The following is a 16,666-nucleotide window of genomic DNA, read 5'->3' as shown; positions in this document are numbered from 1 at the left end:
GATATGCAAGAAGAAAATCAAGAAGAACTAAGTATTGAGATAGCTAAACACATGATGCAGCCTGAAAATTATGGCAAACTTGAAGACGCTGACTGTGTCGGTGTAGGTATTGATAATGCGACAAAGAGTTATGTAATCATGTATATGAAAAGAGACAGTAGTCATATTCTTGATGTGAAGTTTGGTACAAATTCGGCAACTCAAGATGCGGCAACTCTTGGCTCTCTTCTTACAGAGATGATAAAAGGTGAACCTATAGTGGATTCTCTTGTAACAGTTTTAGGATTAGAGCAAGACCTTCAAGAAGCTTATGCAAATATCCAACCGCCTAAAATAGATACATCCAAACCAGAAGGTGAGCAGGTAGAGCATATCTCAACAGATCATCAGGATAGTGCAAATATGGTACTTACTTCTTTTAGAGCAGCTATGCGCCACTACGACCGTAAGCAAGAAGGCATAGAAGAGGAACAGTTTGAGATGAGTATAGTAAAAACTTGTCCATACTCAAGCGGTGATTGTAGTTTTGTAGAAAAAACTAAAGAGAAAAAGTAATTCTCTTTAGCTAGTTAAAAACTTAGCAATTATAGAAGTAGGTCTTCCTATGATTGCTTGTCCATCTTTAAAAATAACAGGTCTCTCAATTAGCTTTGGATTTTCAACCATAGCATCTACTAATTTATCATAATCATCTTCAACTTTTAGATTTAACTCAGTGTAGATATCTTCTTTAGTTCTCATTAGCTCTTTAGGGTTCATTCCAAGCATAGTAAGTGCTGTTGTTATTTCATCTTTAGTCGGAGTGATTTTTAAGTATTTAACTACCTCTATTTCACAACCACTTTCTTCTAAAATATTTAGTGCCGCGCGTGATTTTGAGCAACTTGGGTTATGCCAGATAGTAACTTGATTCATATAGATTCCTTTTTTTTCGTATTTTACACTATAATTATTCTAATTAAATAACGGGGACCTATTATGAGATATGCAAATATTTATAAAAAACTTGCTGATTTTGGAAGAGATTTGTTAAATGACACCTCTTATGCAAGTGGCTTACCTCGGATAGCAAAGTATGCTAAAGAGGTTATCGGTGCACATAGATGCTCTATTTTTATAAACGATTTAGAAAAGAAAGAACTCTGGACTACTCTTGCAGATGATATCCAAAGGATTATTATCCCATCAAATAAAGGCTTGGTAGGTCATACTATTAGAGAAAGAAAGCCACTTATCGAAAATAATCCATACTCAAACCCTCACTTTCTTCCAGATATAGATAAAGAGAGTGGCTATACAACTAAAAATATAGTGACTGCTCCAATCTTCAACTCAAAAAGAGAGATAATCGGGGTCCTTCAACTGCTAAATAAAGAAGAGGGTTTTGATACTGAAGATATTAAGTTTATGATCTTTTTCGCTCACTATGTCAGCGGATACTTAGAGTTGATTGACCTTTGTCTGATGGAAGGCTCGAACGACGAGAGTAAAGCTTAATGCAGAAGTACAAGCAGATAGCAGAGTTTGGAAAAAAGCTTATGGCTTTGGGAAAGATTGAAAACTCACTGGAGCTTATAGCGGATGAGGCAAAGATGCTTTTAAACGCAGACAGATGCTCTATCTTTATAGTAGATGCTGAGGATAAGATGCTCTGGACTAAACTAAGTGATGGAATAGGGCGAATAGTTATTGCTCTAGATTCTGGGATTGTCGGAGATACATACAAAACTACAAAACCTCAAGTAGTTAATTCTCCGTATGATGATTCGAGATTTTTGCCTAGTATTGATAAAAAAAGTGGTTATGTGACTAGAAATATCATCACTGTTCCTATATTTGACTCTAAAAGAGAAGTTATAGGGGTTATCCAACTGCTTAACAAATCAAGAGGGGATTATGATGATAAAGACCTTGAGACACTTACATTTTTTGCAAACTACGTTAGCGGTAGTTTAGAACTTGTATTAATGAATGAAAAATAATAACTCCTAAGGATTGACAAATGAAATCAATATTTTTAATTATAATGCTGGCAATAACTCTTTTTTCAAGTGAAAAACAGATTATAGTAGGAAGCTTTTTACATGAGAAAAATGCTTTAAATAGTTTAGTAAAACTAAATAATAACATCCTTAATGATGATAAGCTTTCAACTCTTATAAATAAAAATTCCATAGAAGTGGAGTTAAAAAAGATAGGTGAGTATCACGCTATATCTTTGTCACCTTTTACAAGTTATGTACAACTGCTGAGAACACTAAGAGCATTAGAAAGTTACTATAACGATGCGTATGTGCTAGATAATGCAACAAACAAAAAAATAGCTAAAGAAGTCATAGAAGAAAAAGTAGCAGCACTTGAAGTAAAAACTCAAAAAATTGAAAAAGAAATAGAAATAGAAAAAGTTAAAGAGAGACCAAAGAGTGATGATTCTGTTGAAGTTAAAATTCACAAAAAAATTGCTCCTATAAACACACAGATAGAAGAGCAAGCAGACTACACACTTGAGATTCTTTTAGCTTTCTTGCTTTTAGTTGGGGCAGGATATATCTTCTATAAAAGATCTAAAAGTAAAAAAGAAGAAACACAAGCGTAAAAAAATATCATATTGACTTTATTGTTATTTCTTGGGTACTATTAGTTATTGTTATGTGTACTCTTTAGATCTAAGGTGTATGATATGAAGCGATTACTTTTTTTACTATTTCTAATTATTTTACCACTTTTTAGTGCCTCTCCTACAGTTGTGAAATTAGAGATAAGTGGTGCTATTGGGCCAGCTACTAGCAGCTACTTAAAAGAAGGAATTGCATCTGCTATCTCTCATGATGTTCAGATGATACTAATTGAACTTGATACTCCAGGAGGACTCTCAACCTCCATGAGAGAGATGATTCAAGATATTCTAAACTCTCCTATCTCTGTAGCTACCTATGTCTACCCAAAAGGTGCAAGAGCTGCTAGTGCAGGAACATATCTTCTTTACGCTTCTCATGTAGCAGCGATGGCACCAGGAACAAATCTTGGAGCTGCTACTCCCGTTAGCATTATGCCAGGACAAAAAACAGCAGATGCAAACAGCAGCATCTCTACACTAGAGAAAAAAGCAATCAATGATGCTACGGCTTACATAAAAAGTCTGGCTCAATTAAATGATCGCAATATCTCATGGGCAATCGAAGCTGTAAAAGAAGCTGAGAGTCTCTCTGCTGAGGATGCTTTAAAGTCTGGAGTTATTGATTTGATGGCTAACAACACAGAAGAGTTACTTGCTAAACTCCATGGCAGAGTTGTTAAAGTAGCTAATCAAAACCACATTCTGAATACTAAAGATGCCAATATAATCAACTACGAAGCAAATTTTAAAACGCGTTTTTTATCCATAATTACAAACCCTAATATGGCTTATATATTTCTGCTTATTGCCATATATGGTATATTTTTTGAGTTAATGAATCCTGGTGCTATTTTTCCAGGAGTCCTTGGCGGAATAGCAGGAGTTATTGCACTATATGCATTAAATATTATTCCTTTTAACTATGCAGGTCTGGCACTGATTATTTTAGGCATTGCCTTTATGGTCGCAGAAGTTTTTATAACAGGATTTGGTGTGCTTGGCATCGGTGGGGTAATATCCTTTGCCTTTGGTTCTATACTTCTATTTGATGCAGATACTTTGGGTAGTAGTGTTTCAATTCCATTAATCTTGGCATTGACTATTGTGAGCCTTGGATTTTTCGTGCTAGTTATTAGGCTCTTTATAAGTTCGCGTAGTGCAAAAATAGTCTCAGGAGCAGAGGAGCTAGTCGGCGCTCTCGGTGAAGTGATTGAAGTAAATGAAAACTCTTATCATGTATATTGTCACGGTGAAGCGTGGAGTGCAAAGAGTAAGTCAAAGTTGAGTGCAGGTCAAAGAGTAGAAGTCATAAGACTCTCAGGTCTTACACTCGAAGTTAAACCAATTAAGGAGTAAAAGATGTATTTTGACGGACCAGTTTTTGGAATATATGTAGTAGTTTTAGTAATAGTGTTTTTGGCGATGGCCATTCGAATTTTACGAGAGTATGAACGCGGTGTTGTATTTACTCTTGGAAGATTTACTGGTGTCAAAGGCCCAGGTTTAATCATCCTTATCCCATTTATTCAACAGATGGTCAGAGTGGATTTAAGAACCATAGTTTTAGATGTCCCGACGCAAGATGTAATCTCTCACGATAATGTATCTGTCCATGTAAATGCCGTAGTATATTTTCGTGTATTAGATCCAGAGAAAGCAATCATACAAGTAGAGGATTATAATACAGCTACGAGTCAGCTCGCACAGACTACTCTGCGCTCAGTTCTTGGTGGACATGAACTTGATGAGATGCTAGCAGAGCGTGAAAGACTTAACCATGATATTCAAGAGATTCTTGATAAGCAGACAGATGCCTGGGGGATAAAAATCTCAAATGTTGAGATTAAGCATATTGACCTTGATGAGAGTATGGTTCGTGCTATTGCAAAACAGGCAGAAGCAGAGCGTGAACGTCGTGCTAAAGTAATCAATGCAAAAGGTGAGTTGGAAGCCAGTGAAAATCTGCTAGCAGCAGCAAAAAAACTCTCTGAAAATAGTTTAGGGATACAGCTTCGTTATCTTCAAACAATGAGTGATATTTCCAATGACAAGACTAATACAATCATATTTCCATTTTCAACAGAATTGAGTAAACTTTTTAAAGGTAAAGAATGATTCATGAATTGACAAACCCTCTAACAAAAACCTTGGTGACACATCTAAGAGATCAAAGACGAGATGCAGTTCGTTTTAGACATACTATAGCCGAGCTCACAAAACAGCTTGTCTATGAAGCGTTTCACGACTTTCCTCTTCTAGATAGGACTGTAATTACATGGACGGGAGAATTAAGTTGTAAAACTATAGATGAAGAGAGTATTGTCGTAGTTACGGTTTTAAGAGCTGGGATGCCGATGCTAGACAGTGTAATGGAGCTTCTGCCTGATGCTCATGCCGGATTTTTAGCTATGAAAAGAGATGAGACAACACATGAAAGTGTTCTCTATTATGATAGACTTCCGGATTGTAAGGGGAAAACTATACTTTTAGTTGATCCGATGGTAGCAACTGGCGGTTCGATGATAGATGCATTGGAGCTTATAAAATCAAGAAAACCATCAAGAATAATAACACTAAACATAATAGGCTCACCAGAGGGTCTGGACGTGGTAAAATCTGCTTATCCTGAGATTGATATCTATATCGCACAAATAGATGAGAAACTCAACGAGGATAAGTACATAATACCAGGTCTTGGAGATGCTGGTGACAGGTCATATAATACGGTAGGGTAATGAATATAAATTTTAAAGAAAAAAGTTCAAAAGAAATACTTGAGTGGTTTGAGACTTGTGAAATAGAAGCTGGCGAGATTGTTGAGTTGGAAGTTTTAGAGAGTGATATAGAACGCATAGGCTATAAAGCATTTGTTGATTTAGCGCAGGTCTTTTTTATGAAGATGCTGACTCCTACAAGCTCAGATGCAAAGAGTTTAACCCTGAGATTTCAGAAGTTAAATCTTGAAAGTTCTTTTCACAAAGCAGATAAAAGCAGTGAAAAGTACGGTGTAGATAGTGAGTTTTTTACTATAGATAAAACAGCCCAGTTTAGTTTTCTTTACCACTATAGAGAGGCTCTGAAGTTCATAAATATCAAGGACAAAAAAAGAGTTTTAAACCTTGGTGTAAACAGAGGTGATGAGTTTAGAGTTATAGAGGAGTTACTAAGTGCTGATGAGTTTAAAGAAAAAGAATTTGTAGGGATTGACTACTCAGCATCTGCAATAGAGTATGCAAAAAAAGATTTCCCAAGTGCAAATGTAGACTTTAGATGCCACGATATAAATGCACTAGATGAGTTAGGACTTGGAGAGTTTGATCTTATCATCTCTATAGGAACTCTGCAAAGCACAAATATAAACTTTAACACTACTTTTATGTCTCTCTATCAAAACCATTTAGAAAAAGGTGGGGCTATAATTCTTGGATTTCCAAACTGTAGATGGATTGACGGGGAGATGATTTATGGTGCAAAAGCACCAAACTATGCATTTTCTGAGTTGAGTCTAGTTTTAAAAGATATACACTTTTGTAAAAAATATCTTCAACAAAAGAAATACAGAGTGACTGTAACCGGAAAAGACTATCTTTTCTTAACGGCTAGGAAGATTCTTCACTAACAGCCGATCGTGCTAAAACAACTCTATTTTTACCGTGTTGTTTTGCTTCATACATAGCTTTATCAGCTCTGGATATTACTGTATCAATAGTATCGTACTCGTTACAGGCAGTAAGACCAAAACTAGCTGTAAGGTTATATCCGACAGTTTTCTTAAGAGTTTCATTTTTCTCTATTGCTTCTCTGATTTTTTGGGTGATAGTGTGAGCATCATTTATATTTGTGTCTATAAATGCAATAGTAAACTCTTCTCCGCCCCATCGTGAAAGAAGGTCAGTTTTTCTTACTCTATTTTTTAAAATTTTAGCAACTTGTATTAAAACTTCATCTCCGATATTGTGACCAAGCTCATCGTTTATTGACTTAAAATCATCTATATCCATAAACACAAGACAAATAGGCCTCTCATCTCTTTTATGCAGAGATAAAAATTGTTCAAATTTTGTGTTGAAGTTTCGTCTATTTGGTATCTCTGTAAGTGAATCAAAGTCAGCTAGTATCTCTAGTTTTCTGTGGTAATTTCTTAATACAAACATAATAATAATCGCAAATAAAAGTGTGAAAATCAAAGATATAATGAGGTTAAAGTAAAATACTTGTGTAGCTTCTTTATCAAAGTCATTTAATTTTGCTTCTACTACCAGATAGATATCTAGTTCAGGAATATACTTCGTCTTGAGCAGGTACTCTTCACCATTTTTTTCATACTCAATCATACTTGTGTCTTTTGAGATTATCTGATCTCTGTACTTTTTAAGCTCTTTCATCTCGTTTAGATGTGAATATGCTTCTTTGTTTTGTCTAGTTAGTACAACTTTTCCGTCTTCATTTAAAAAGTAAACATTTAGATGGTAGTTTTTCTTGAACATACGAAGCATCTCATCAATATATGAAATCTCTATTCCAATCCCAGTTGCACCAATGAAATTATAGTTGTCATCGTATATTTTAAAGTTGATAAACATAATAAGAGTGTTCGTAAAGTTCTCATTAAAGTCTAGATTTATCTCATGGCTCTTTGGAGTATTTTTGAACTTGAAGTACCATTGATTAGTTGGGTTATCTTTTTTTACTTCCTCTAAATAGCCATTATGAGTGTAGTATTTATGACTCTTCTCTGAGACCAAGAATGCTGTTAGCATCTCATACTTGTTTTTTATGCTGTCAAGATATTTTGCTATTTTTCCTACATTTTCCTCTTCATGAACTATCCAGTCTTTTAAAAAAGTATCGTTAGCCATCATAGAACTAACAAGATAAGGCTCTATTAAGTGCTTTTGAATCTCAGTATAGATATTGTCAATAGAAAGAGGCAGCGACTGAGTTTTTAGATGCGTCTGCGTAGATTTTAGTGAAACCATGTAATTGGCTACAGAGATAGTAACAGAAAGGATAAGAAGTAAGATAGTAATAACGATAATAATTTTGTAGTTTGATTTCATAAAAGATTCCTAAATATATTAAAAAGAATTATATCTTAATTAAACTATCCACTTCTTAAGCCAAACACTAAGCACATAAAGCCCCCAAATGTGCTGTTTAAATCCACCTGTAGATGCAGAGTTTAGTAGTTCATCTAACTCTTTAGGTTTAAACATCCCAGTCTGTTGATTTACCTCTTTGATAAGTTCTAGTTTTTTAGAGTCAACTAGGTACTCCATATAAGGATTTGAGAAACCTTTTTTCTTTCTGTTTAAGATTTTTTCATTTAGATGCGGTTTCATTATTTGTTTTAGTAGTGACTTTGTTACTCCATCTTCGTAGCGGAGTTTCGGGTCTAAACTAAAAACAGCAGATGCAAGTTTATGGTCTAAAAATGGTGTGCGAGACTCAATACTATGAGCCATACTAACACGGTCTAGTTTTGTAAGAAATTGTTCAGCTTGAAAATGATTTAAGTCTATGTAGCTGTACCAGATGCTCTCATCTGTATGTGGGGATGCTTCAAATCTATCTCTATAAGTTTTTAGGTATTTTAGAGCTTGGTTGTCTTTTACATTTCTTTTCATAAGAGCATTTTTTTGCAGGTCTGTAAAAGTCTCACCTGATGTTCTAAAGAGAAGTGTATCATCGAAGATTCTTTTGTAGTATTCCCACTCTCTATTTTGAGAGTAGTTTGAACGGAAGTATTTTTTTAGCCAGTTCTTGTTTGAGAGTTTTGACATCTGCTCTATATCTAAAAATTCAAAGTATTGTCTATAACCAAGAAAAAGCTCATCACTTCCTTCACCGCTTAGAACTACTTTATATCCATCTCTTTTAATTCTATCAAACAGCAAATACAGAGGCACAGATGCAGGATCGTTCAGAGGTTCATCCAAAGAGTCTAAAACTTTATCACTTGCATCTATAAAATCATCTTGGGTTATTTCTACATCAATATTGCTAAGACTCAAAAAGTCAGCTGTCTCTTTTGCATTTTGGCGTTCATCATATTTTGCAAAATTTTCATAACCAAGTGTATATGTTTGAAGGTTTACTCCGCTGTGTTTTGCGTAGTAGTTTATAGTAGCACTGTCTATCCCTCCTGAGAGTAGAGATGCCATAGGCTGGTCAGCATCTAGACGCATAGTAATAGACTCTTTTAAAAGTGACTCTAAGGTATACAGAGCTTCATCTCTATCTGTTATGATACTCGGGTTAGTGTCTAGCAGGTCGAAGTATCTCTTTACTTCATACTGCCCGTTTTTTAAAACCAGATATTCTCCAGATGCAAGTTTGTTGATGCCTTTAAAAAAAGTGTTTGGAGCAGTAGGTGCTAAAAAAGAGAGGTAACTCATAAGAGCATCTTCGTTCATCTGAGTTTTGTTTAAAAAAGGAGTAAGCGCTTTTATCTCAGATGCAAAGATGAAACTATCTTGGTGCATAAAAAAGAGAGGCTTTTTACCAAGTCTGTCACGAAAGAGGTATAGTGTATCAGCGTCCATCAAAGCAATGGCAAACATACCTCGCAGATGCAGTGCAAAGTCTGCTCCCCACTTTAGATATGCAGCGATGATTACCTCGCTGTCACCCTGAGTTTTGAAGTTAAATTCGGATGAGAGTTCTTGCTTTAACTCTTTGAAGTTATATATCTCTCCATTGAAAGAAAGAAGGATATTTTCATGCTTTATTGGTTGATGTGAACGAGCGTTCTCATCTAAGATGCTAAGTCTCTGGTGTGCAAAAAATAAGTTTGTTTTTTGAGTAATGCCGCAGTAGTCAGGGCCTCTGTGAGAAAGTAGTGCTAAAGCTCTTTTTGCTTTTGCCTCATCATACTCTCCAACTATTCCAAATATTGCGCACATTATTTATAAAAGCCTACCGTTATATCATCTTCCATATAATCATCTTTTAGCGTTATCTTTGTAACTCCAATCTCAGATGCAATCTTTTGTATTTGAGCGGTAGTGAGATAGTTATAAGTTTCGCTCTCTTTATCTCCGTGTAAGATGTTGAAGATAAATCCTATCTCAGATGCTTCATAACACTTACGAATAAAAAGATGTGTCTCAAAATTATTTAGCACATTCATCGCACCACTACAGATGTAGTAAGAAGCACTTGGAAGAGGGTCTTTACAAATATCGGCGATGATGATTTCACAGCCTGTTTGCTCAGATGCTATAGAGTACATGTCAGGTAGAGAGTCTATTCCGATATACTCTTTTGGTAATCTTTTCTTTTTTTGAGCATACAGATACAAGTCACCAAACCCACAACCTGCATCTGCAATAGTGAATTGTGTTAAATCCTTCGGTAGTATATTGAAAATAATATCAAATCTAGTGCGTTGAGACTCTTTTGAGTGCCAGTTCACACCTTTAGCAGTAACACCATGAACTTCTATCGCTGAGCTATAAAATTTTTGACTGTCTATGCGTGGCATCTGGCTTCCTTTGTATAAGCGTATTATAATTCATTTTATAAGTAAAGACAAATAATCAATGTAATATAATGAAGTATCAAATTATCTTATATTAGGAAGAGCATGAATTTCTTAAATAATTTTTCTATTAGATGCAAGACCTATATACTTGTAGGTTTAAGTGTACTTGCTGCGCTTAGCCTCTCATTTGTTTCAAATAACGGTCTAAATATTATTCAAGCTCAGGTTGATGAATTAATTCGTGCCAATAGTATTGAAAGAAATGCGTATCGTGCGATTTTAGAAGAGAAAAACTACCTTTTAAATGCTAATGGTTCTGTTATGAATCATGCCAATGCTAAACAGGCTTTTATCAAGTCAGAGAGAGCAATTAAGCATATATATGAAACTCTTGATGGGATGAGCGGAGAGTCAACCAGAGCGATTAAGCAAGCTATGAAAGAGTACGATGTAAATTACAAAAGAGGTATTTACTTGCTTGAAGAACTTGAGAAAGAGAGTAATGTTCTTCAGAAAAATGGTGAAAGTATTACCTCGCAGATTCAGCAGTATGTGGAAGCAAAACGTGTAGATGTCAAGAGAAAATTATCCCAAAAGACTATAGAGAAAATCAATGCCGGATCAAATATTTGGCAATACACATATATGACACGTGCAGATGAAAAACGTTATCTTCTCTCTCCTGATGAGAATCTTTTTGAAATGTTTAAAAAAGATTTTGCTTTTATGATGAGTGAACTAGATAGATTAAAAGCTATGTCAAATGAAGCTTTTGAGCACGAAAAAATCGTTATGTTTTATGACTCTGCTAAAAAATATGAAGAGTCTATGTACAGATGGGTTAAGTATAATAATGAGCATGTCTCTGCTGTAGTTCCAAATACAAAAAAGTTAGGATCTATTGTTATTGGAGAATCACTAAATATTGGAAATAACTCCTTAGATGACATATATGAAAAGCGTGAATTCGTAGTTGCTACACTTATCTGTGTAACTCTGTTTACAATATTTATAGGCATATTGTTTGGTGCACTTATCTCTCGCTCTATCTCTAGAGTTATATCAAATTTTCAAACAGGGCTTCTTGATTTCTTCAGCTACTTGGATCTTCAGAAAAACAGTGCTAATCAGATTAAGATAGAGAGTAAAGATGAGATAGCCGTTATGGCAAATGTAGTAAATGAAAATATTGTAAAGATAGAAGAGGTTATGCAAAACAAACTCTCTCAAATGAAAGCTAAAGATGAGCAGATGTTACAGCAGTCCCGTTTGGCTCAGATGGGTGAGATGATATCTATGATTGCTCATCAATGGAGACAGCCTCTTGGCGTAATCTCAGCCATTTCTATTGATATGCAAATCAGACTTTTTGAACGTCGTGTTTATGATCTGTCTACAGTACAGGGTCGTGCCGATATGGAAGAATATAGCCTTAAAAGTCTAAATAAGATAAATGAGTTTGTCAAACATCTCTCTAAAACGATTGATGATTTTAGAAACTTTTTTAAGCCTGACAAGGTTCGAACTTCTTTTAATCTTGTATCCTTAGTAGATAAAACATTAACTATCGGCGGACACTTGCTAGATACAAAAGGCATAGAAATTGTAAAAAATTACGGCAAAGACTTACCTGAAATAAGTAGTTTTGAAAATGAAATCATGCAAGTTGTTTTAAGCGTTATTCATAACGGAGCTGATGCCTTGGTTAGCAATGAAATTAAGCAACCATGCATCTATATTAGTATAGATACGAATGAATCAGGAAATCAAGTAATCTTAATAGAAGACAACGCTGGAGGAATACCTGAGGATATAATCTCTAAAATATTTGACCCGTATTTCTCGACTAAAGAAAAAAATGGAACAGGCTTAGGTTTATATATAGCTCAGATAATTATAACCGAGCACTGTGATGGTTTGATAAGTGTAGAAAACACAAATCGTGGAGCATGTTTTAAAATAGAACTAACTGGTACAACAAAAGGTGAAGAATGAGAGTAGCCGTTATAGGTCTTGGAGGAGTAGGCGGATATATCGCTGCGAATCTAACAAAAAGCACCCATAAGATAGTCGGTTTTGCCAGAGATGAGCATCTCTTAAAGATTAAAAAAGATGGAATCAAAATAGTTGAAGATAACAGCTCTTGGAGTGTAAAACTAGATGCAAGAGAGTTAAACGAGGCTAATGGTTACTTTGACGTAGTTTTGTTTTGTGTAAAGAGTTATGATCTTCAAAAGTCATACGAGGCTATAAGTAAATATGTAGATGCCAATACGATTATAGTAAGTTTCTCAAACGGTGTATCCAATGGTAATCTCTTAAGAAAACTTAGTAAATCCAAAGTTCTTGATGGCTGTGTCTATATACTCTCACATATAGAGTCTCATGGAGTCATACGTAAAAAGGGAAATATATTTTTAGCAGTTTTTGGTGGACTTGAATATGAGAGTGCCATTTTAAAATCAATCTTTGATGATTCCTCACTACGTGCCAAAATATCAGAGGATATAAAAATAGATATTTGGAAGAAATATATATTTATCTCAGCATTTGCAACACTGACTAGTTACTATGACAGAAGCATCGGTTACTTGCATGATAAGCATTATGATGAGGTAAAATCTGTTTTAAAAGAGATTTCTGATGTTGCATCTGCAAAGGGTATAGATATAAAATCTGAAATAGAAAAAGCTCTATATACGGCTAGTAAAGTTCCAAAAGATTCATACACATCGATGCATCTAGATTTTAAAAATGACAAAAGAGTAGAGCTAGAGAGTCTTTGTGGTTACATTGTAAAAGAAGCAAAGATAAGCGGAGTAAAAACTCCACTTATGAGTAAGATGTATGGTGAGTTACTGAAGTAGTTCTACTTCAATACGACGGTTTTCTGCACGTCCTGCTTTAGTCGTGTTATCAGCGATCGGGTTAGCTTCACCTTTTCCTATAGCAGTCATTCTCGTAGTTTTAATTCCATAACGAGATAGAGCTTCTTTTACAGCATTTGCACGGTTTTGTGAAAGTGTTTTGTTTGCTGCTGCACTACCGATGCTATCTGTGTATCCATAGATGAGTATTTGATATCCAGGATTTTCTTTTAAGAATAGTGCAAAGTTTTGAAGATCGTTAACAAGTTCTTCTGAAACATTGTACTTGCTTGGTGCAAAGTTTACTTTGAGTGTCGCAGTCTGTGGACAACCATAACCATCAACAACAAAGTCTTTACTCGTATCAGGACATTTGTCTTTTGAATCTACAATCCCATCATCATCACTGTCTAGCTCACAGCCCCTGTAGTCAACTTTAGTTCCTGCAGGAGTGTTAGGACATTTATCATCTGTATCTGGAACACCATCTTTATCTGAGTCAAGTTTAATCATACAACCACTTGCATCTACTTTTTCACCTGCTTGAGTGTTTGGACATTTGTCATCACGATCTAGTACACCGTCAGAATCACCATCAAGCTGTGCTTCTTCAACAGCTTTTACTACTGGTGCTTCTTCAACTGCTATTGGCTGAATGTAGGCAAATTCGCTATCTGTTTTTGGTGTAACTTCGGATGCATAAGCATAAAAAACTAGAGCTAATAGTGGTAAAAGGTATTTCATTTTAATCCCAAAATTTAAGTGTGTCGATTATAATATAAAATTTCTTATAAGTCTTTGAGAATACAAGGTACATCAGAAGAGTCTCGTATTTCACTATATTCATCTATTTCCGAATTCATTGTTTCTGTGAATGCTTCGATGGACTTGTTGAGTTGTTCGTGTGCTTCATCAACTAGTTTTTGCTGAGTCGCTTCTATATCTTTGAAATGTTTTACAGTCTCTAGAAAATAATCTTTATTATCAGTAAGCAGGATAATATCTTCTTTTTTTACCCATTTTCTTATAGGTTTTCCATCTTTTTGAAACTCAAATATTACACTTTCATTATTCTTTGAAGCAATATACTTAGGCACAGGAAAACTAATAAAAGTAGTGAGTGGCGAAGTGTGTTGTTTTTTAATTACATAATACATTCAGCAAGTATATAACAATATTGCTAAATTATGTTAAAATAATTCCAATAACATAAGGAGTTTTAATGAGTCATCTATATAACTTGGCAATTATTGGGGCAGGTCCAGCCGGTATTGCAACGGCTGTTGAAGGCTATTTACAAGGGATAAGGGATATTGTACTTCTAGAAAAAGATCAAAATCATAATTCGACTATACGCAAATATTACAAAGACAATAAGAGAGTAGATAAGGATTGGAAGGGTCAAAAGGTTGAACTAGATGGTAGAATCTACTTTGTAGACGGCACGAAAGAGACAACTTTAGACTTTTTTGATGAGATTTTAGACCATCACTCAGTGGAACTACAGACTCATGTAGAGGTTCAGTCCATAGAGAAAAAGGAAAACTTTTTTGAAGTTTTTATGGCTGGTAAAAGCGTCAGAGCTAAGAATGTTGTTGTGACTATAGGCAGAATGGGTAAACCAAACAAACCAAGTTATAAGATTCCATCAGGTATAAAAAAGAAGGTAGGTTACACTTTAGATGATTGTTCAGAGGGTGAAAAAATTCTTGTAGTTGGTGGCGGAGATAGTGCTGTTGAGTACGCTGTTGATTTGAGTGAGAAAAATGATGTAGCTATTTGTTACAGAAGAGAAACTTTTAGACGTGCCAATCCTACTAACCAAACAAATATAGCCAATGCAATTATGCATAAAGAAGTCAGACCTATTTTAGGCATAGATATTGATGGACTTGAAGATGTCGATGGTAAAGTTAAAGTTATTTTTAACGACATGGAAAATGAGATTTTTGACAGAGTTATTTATGCAATCGGCGGAACGACTCCAAGCGCATTTTTGGCAAGTTCAGGCATCGAAGAAGCAGATGGAAAACCTGTCCATGATGATAACTATGAAACAAATATCAAAGGGATGTTTGTAGCTGGAGATATAACTCAAGAGTCAGGTGGAAGTATCGCTTTAGGACTTAACCATGGCTACGCAATAGCTTGCTATATTCAAGGTGGAGACCAAATACCATCAGATTAGTCTTTTAAAATTGCAGGGTCTTTTTCACTCATAACACCATCTGGTGTATTGAGTAGTAGCTCTATCTCACAACTTAGATATTCAGAAGTTGTTAGCGGAGTGAAACTTTTATCTTCAAAAGCAGATTTTTTAGCATTATATACTATATCTTCGAGAAGGCTCTTTGTAGCTTCTTTAGATGTGAATGAACCTCTCAACTCATCGCTGATGTAAATGTTTACAGTTGTAGCAATCTTTTCGTTGAGTAAAGGATGCTCATTTAAGAGTGCAGATTTGTCTATAGTTCTTTTCATTTCTAAAACTTCTTGTATTGAATCGCGAGCAAGTTGCAGCAAGACCGAACGAGACATCAAATCCCCCTTTTAAGTTTATAGTTATTGATAAGTTTGATAATAATCATAACACTTATAACCTGAAACAGAGCAGCTAAAATGAATGCGTAATAGTGCAGAGTGTCTATACTTGAAGCGTTATATGCCAGTGTTGCCATAGCTATAAGAAGTGTTAGAGGCATAGAATGAGATAGTCCCATAAGAATAGAGTTTATAAGACCTAGCTCTTTTATAAAAACTATAGATGCTATCACTCTCATAACAATCATTACAGAAGCGATAATAAGAGCTTTAGAAATCAAACCATCCATTGTAAGTGCATCTAGGTTAAATGAACTTCCAATATGTATGAAAAATATAGGAATCAAAAATCCAAATCCATAGGATGCAAGTTTTTCGGGAAGTTCGTGTTTATGCTCAAAAAATGTTGGTATAAATATACCGGCTAAGAATGCTCCAAAGGCAAGTTCTAGGTTAAGGTATAGCATTGCACCAACAAGCAGGAAGAAGATTCCCATGGAGAGACGGATATCTTGTTCTTTGTTGTCTTCTACTGGCATCAGCGCAGTTGATACTCCCGGAAACCACCAAAACAGTAGTTCCATTGCACGAAATAACAAAAACATAAATAATAAAAATAGCATAAGGGCAAAGATTGTTTTAATGAGTCCAATACCAAAACCAGAGGTTAGGGCTGCAGAGGTTAGAGTTAGAAAGCCGATACTGACAACTTCACCTATACCACCTGCAGTCATAGATAAACCGAGCCAAGATGTTTTACCATACTCTTTAGAAAGAGTAGCAACAAGTCCAACCGAGATTAGAGGAAGAAGCACCATAAATATCTTTCCAAGGTTTAGATACACAGAAATAAGTATGGAAAAAGTATATAGGATAATAAGATAAAAGATAACCTTTTTCATAAGGTTTACAGGTGTTTTTATAACTTTTTTGAGGTTAATCTCTGTACCTGCAATAAACATCAAATATAAAAATCCAAGCTCTGCGACTATATCAAAGAGGTGTTCATTATGTAAAAAACCAATATATCCTAAAAGGGAACCCAGAATTATTTCAATAGGTGTAGTAGGAAGTTTTAGAAGTCTTGCAAAAAATGGGGAAAAGATAATAATAAGTGAAATTGTAATAATTAAAACAACGTTATCACTCATAGAC

19 protein-coding genes are annotated in these 16,666 nt (G+C 35.0%); 11 read left to right on the top strand and 8 right to left on the bottom strand.

Annotated elements, in window-relative coordinates:
• The first annotated feature begins 3 nt into the window (after positions 1-3).
• Positions 4-555: an iron-sulfur cluster assembly scaffold protein gene (locus SMGD1_RS05405; protein ID WP_008336221.1), complete on the top strand. Its 552-nt coding sequence runs from the start codon at positions 4-6 to the stop codon at positions 553-555.
• A gap of 6 nt (positions 556-561) precedes the next feature.
• Here the strand turns inward: SMGD1_RS05405 and arsC are convergent, their stop codons facing one another.
• Positions 562-915, bottom strand: a complete 354-nt coding sequence (arsC, locus tag SMGD1_RS05400) for an arsenate reductase (glutaredoxin) (protein ID WP_008336754.1) — start codon at positions 913-915, stop codon at positions 562-564.
• Positions 916-978: 63 nt separating this feature from the next.
• Here arsC and SMGD1_RS05395 point away from each other — a divergent pair, with 63 nt between their 5' ends.
• The 7 genes from SMGD1_RS05395 to SMGD1_RS05365 all read left to right on the top strand — a co-directional run bounded on the left by SMGD1_RS05395 (position 979) and on the right by SMGD1_RS05365 (position 6,236).
• Complete coding sequence (locus SMGD1_RS05395) at positions 979-1,497, top strand: GAF domain-containing protein (RefSeq protein ID WP_008336880.1); 519 nt, start codon at positions 979-981, stop codon at positions 1,495-1,497.
• Entirely contained in the window at positions 1,497-1,982 is a 486-nt protein-coding gene (locus tag SMGD1_RS05390; RefSeq protein ID WP_008336464.1) for a GAF domain-containing protein, read from the top strand. The genes SMGD1_RS05395 and SMGD1_RS05390 overlap by 1 nt, the downstream gene beginning before the upstream one ends.
• 20 nt (positions 1,983-2,002) lie before the next feature.
• Complete coding sequence (locus tag SMGD1_RS05385; protein WP_008336550.1) at positions 2,003-2,596, top strand: hypothetical protein; 594 nt, start codon at positions 2,003-2,005, stop codon at positions 2,594-2,596.
• Positions 2,597-2,680: 84 nt separating this feature from the next.
• Positions 2,681-3,973: an NfeD family protein gene (locus tag SMGD1_RS05380; protein ID WP_008335954.1), complete on the top strand. Its 1,293-nt coding sequence runs from the start codon at positions 2,681-2,683 to the stop codon at positions 3,971-3,973.
• Positions 3,974-3,976: 3 nt separating this feature from the next.
• Positions 3,977-4,732 carry a slipin family protein gene (locus tag SMGD1_RS05375; protein ID WP_008336586.1) on the top strand — a complete coding sequence of 252 codons (756 nt, stop codon included), beginning with the start codon at positions 3,977-3,979 and terminating at the stop codon, positions 4,730-4,732.
• Positions 4,729-5,352 (top strand): uracil phosphoribosyltransferase, encoded by a 624-nt coding sequence (gene upp, locus SMGD1_RS05370; RefSeq protein WP_008336788.1) that lies wholly within the window; start codon positions 4,729-4,731, stop codon positions 5,350-5,352. Before SMGD1_RS05375 ends, upp begins: the two co-directional genes overlap by 4 nt.
• Positions 5,352-6,236 carry a class I SAM-dependent methyltransferase gene (locus SMGD1_RS05365; RefSeq protein ID WP_008336652.1) on the top strand — a complete coding sequence of 295 codons (885 nt, stop codon included), beginning with the start codon at positions 5,352-5,354 and terminating at the stop codon, positions 6,234-6,236. The genes upp and SMGD1_RS05365 overlap by 1 nt, the downstream gene beginning before the upstream one ends.
• On the opposite strand, the gene SMGD1_RS05360 is transcribed toward SMGD1_RS05365, so the two are convergent.
• The 3 genes from SMGD1_RS05360 to SMGD1_RS05350 are packed head-to-tail and all read right to left on the bottom strand — an operon-like array spanning position 6,217 to position 10,103.
• Positions 6,217-7,677, bottom strand: a complete 1,461-nt coding sequence (locus SMGD1_RS05360; protein ID WP_008337010.1) for a sensor domain-containing diguanylate cyclase — start codon at positions 7,675-7,677, stop codon at positions 6,217-6,219. The two genes, SMGD1_RS05365 and SMGD1_RS05360, sit on opposite strands and share 20 nt — an antisense overlap.
• Before the next feature lie 39 nt (positions 7,678-7,716).
• Positions 7,717-9,522, bottom strand: coding sequence for an asparagine synthase (glutamine-hydrolyzing) (gene asnB / locus SMGD1_RS05355; protein WP_008336574.1), 1,806 nt, complete (start codon positions 9,520-9,522; stop codon positions 7,717-7,719).
• Entirely contained in the window at positions 9,522-10,103 is a 582-nt protein-coding gene (locus SMGD1_RS05350; RefSeq protein ID WP_008336477.1) for a class I SAM-dependent methyltransferase, read from the bottom strand. Before SMGD1_RS05350 ends, asnB begins: the two co-directional genes overlap by 1 nt.
• 102 nt (positions 10,104-10,205) lie before the next feature.
• Here SMGD1_RS05350 and SMGD1_RS05345 point away from each other — a divergent pair, with 102 nt between their 5' ends.
• The gene (locus SMGD1_RS05345; RefSeq protein ID WP_008335824.1) at positions 10,206-12,098 is read left to right on the top strand and encodes a sensor histidine kinase; all 1,893 of its coding nucleotides are present in this window, start codon (positions 10,206-10,208) and stop codon (positions 12,096-12,098) included.
• Complete coding sequence (locus SMGD1_RS05340) at positions 12,095-12,970, top strand: ketopantoate reductase family protein (RefSeq protein WP_008336400.1); 876 nt, start codon at positions 12,095-12,097, stop codon at positions 12,968-12,970. The genes SMGD1_RS05345 and SMGD1_RS05340 overlap by 4 nt, the downstream gene beginning before the upstream one ends.
• Here the strand turns inward: SMGD1_RS05340 and SMGD1_RS05335 are convergent.
• Both SMGD1_RS05335 and SMGD1_RS05330 read right to left on the bottom strand, forming a co-directional pair.
• Positions 12,959-13,714, bottom strand: coding sequence for an OmpA family protein (locus tag SMGD1_RS05335; RefSeq protein ID WP_008340846.1), 756 nt, complete (start codon positions 13,712-13,714; stop codon positions 12,959-12,961). The genes SMGD1_RS05340 and SMGD1_RS05335 overlap by 12 nt on opposite strands.
• A gap of 44 nt (positions 13,715-13,758) precedes the next feature.
• Positions 13,759-14,127 (bottom strand): hypothetical protein, encoded by a 369-nt coding sequence (locus SMGD1_RS05330; protein ID WP_008336509.1) that lies wholly within the window; start codon positions 14,125-14,127, stop codon positions 13,759-13,761.
• Between the two features lie 65 nt (positions 14,128-14,192).
• On the opposite strand from SMGD1_RS05330, the gene SMGD1_RS05325 reads away from it, so the two are divergent.
• Positions 14,193-15,158, top strand: coding sequence for an NAD(P)-binding domain-containing protein (locus SMGD1_RS05325; protein WP_008335087.1), 966 nt, complete (start codon positions 14,193-14,195; stop codon positions 15,156-15,158).
• On the opposite strand, the gene SMGD1_RS05320 is transcribed toward SMGD1_RS05325, so the two are convergent.
• Both SMGD1_RS05320 and SMGD1_RS05315 read right to left on the bottom strand, forming a co-directional pair.
• Positions 15,155-15,508 carry an AMMECR1 domain-containing protein gene (locus SMGD1_RS05320; RefSeq protein ID WP_008336794.1) on the bottom strand — a complete coding sequence of 118 codons (354 nt, stop codon included), beginning with the start codon at positions 15,506-15,508 and terminating at the stop codon, positions 15,155-15,157. The two genes, SMGD1_RS05325 and SMGD1_RS05320, sit on opposite strands and share 4 nt — an antisense overlap.
• Positions 15,508-16,662 carry a cation:proton antiporter gene (locus SMGD1_RS05315; protein ID WP_008335814.1) on the bottom strand — a complete coding sequence of 385 codons (1,155 nt, stop codon included), beginning with the start codon at positions 16,660-16,662 and terminating at the stop codon, positions 15,508-15,510. The genes SMGD1_RS05320 and SMGD1_RS05315 overlap by 1 nt, the downstream gene beginning before the upstream one ends.
• Positions 16,663-16,666: the final 4 nt, after the last annotated feature.

Origin of the sequence: Sulfurimonas gotlandica GD1, assembly GCF_000242915.1 — a bacterium.
Lineage (GTDB): Bacteria > Campylobacterota > Campylobacteria > Campylobacterales > Sulfurimonadaceae > Sulfurimonas > Sulfurimonas gotlandica.
Note: the sequence above shows the minus strand (reverse complement) of the source record. Positions and strands in the feature narration are given on the sequence as shown.

Bases quoted from the DNA above. Each gene is read 5' to 3' on its own strand.
- SMGD1_RS05405 (WP_008336221.1), top strand. From the start codon at position 4: ATGCAAGAAGAAAATCAAGAAGAACTAAGTATTGAGATAGCTAAACAC.
- arsC (WP_008336754.1), bottom strand. From the start codon at position 915: ATGAATCAAGTTACTATCTGGCATAACCCAAGTTGCTCAAAATCACGC.
- SMGD1_RS05395 (WP_008336880.1), top strand. From the start codon at position 979: ATGAGATATGCAAATATTTATAAAAAACTTGCTGATTTTGGAAGAGAT.
- SMGD1_RS05390 (WP_008336464.1), top strand. From the start codon at position 1,497: ATGCAGAAGTACAAGCAGATAGCAGAGTTTGGAAAAAAGCTTATGGCT.
- SMGD1_RS05385 (WP_008336550.1), top strand. From the start codon at position 2,003: ATGAAATCAATATTTTTAATTATAATGCTGGCAATAACTCTTTTTTCA.
- SMGD1_RS05380 (WP_008335954.1), top strand. From the start codon at position 2,681: ATGAAGCGATTACTTTTTTTACTATTTCTAATTATTTTACCACTTTTT.
- SMGD1_RS05375 (WP_008336586.1), top strand. From the start codon at position 3,977: ATGTATTTTGACGGACCAGTTTTTGGAATATATGTAGTAGTTTTAGTA.
- upp (WP_008336788.1), top strand. From the start codon at position 4,729: ATGATTCATGAATTGACAAACCCTCTAACAAAAACCTTGGTGACACAT.
- SMGD1_RS05365 (WP_008336652.1), top strand. From the start codon at position 5,352: ATGAATATAAATTTTAAAGAAAAAAGTTCAAAAGAAATACTTGAGTGG.
- SMGD1_RS05360 (WP_008337010.1), bottom strand. From the start codon at position 7,677: ATGAAATCAAACTACAAAATTATTATCGTTATTACTATCTTACTTCTT.
- asnB (WP_008336574.1), bottom strand. From the start codon at position 9,522: ATGTGCGCAATATTTGGAATAGTTGGAGAGTATGATGAGGCAAAAGCA.
- SMGD1_RS05350 (WP_008336477.1), bottom strand. From the start codon at position 10,103: ATGCCACGCATAGACAGTCAAAAATTTTATAGCTCAGCGATAGAAGTT.
- SMGD1_RS05345 (WP_008335824.1), top strand. From the start codon at position 10,206: ATGAATTTCTTAAATAATTTTTCTATTAGATGCAAGACCTATATACTT.
- SMGD1_RS05340 (WP_008336400.1), top strand. From the start codon at position 12,095: ATGAGAGTAGCCGTTATAGGTCTTGGAGGAGTAGGCGGATATATCGCT.
- SMGD1_RS05335 (WP_008340846.1), bottom strand. From the start codon at position 13,714: ATGAAATACCTTTTACCACTATTAGCTCTAGTTTTTTATGCTTATGCA.
- SMGD1_RS05330 (WP_008336509.1), bottom strand. From the start codon at position 14,127: ATGTATTATGTAATTAAAAAACAACACACTTCGCCACTCACTACTTTT.
- SMGD1_RS05325 (WP_008335087.1), top strand. From the start codon at position 14,193: ATGAGTCATCTATATAACTTGGCAATTATTGGGGCAGGTCCAGCCGGT.
- SMGD1_RS05320 (WP_008336794.1), bottom strand. From the start codon at position 15,508: ATGTCTCGTTCGGTCTTGCTGCAACTTGCTCGCGATTCAATACAAGAA.
- SMGD1_RS05315 (WP_008335814.1), bottom strand. From the start codon at position 16,662: ATGAGTGATAACGTTGTTTTAATTATTACAATTTCACTTATTATTATC.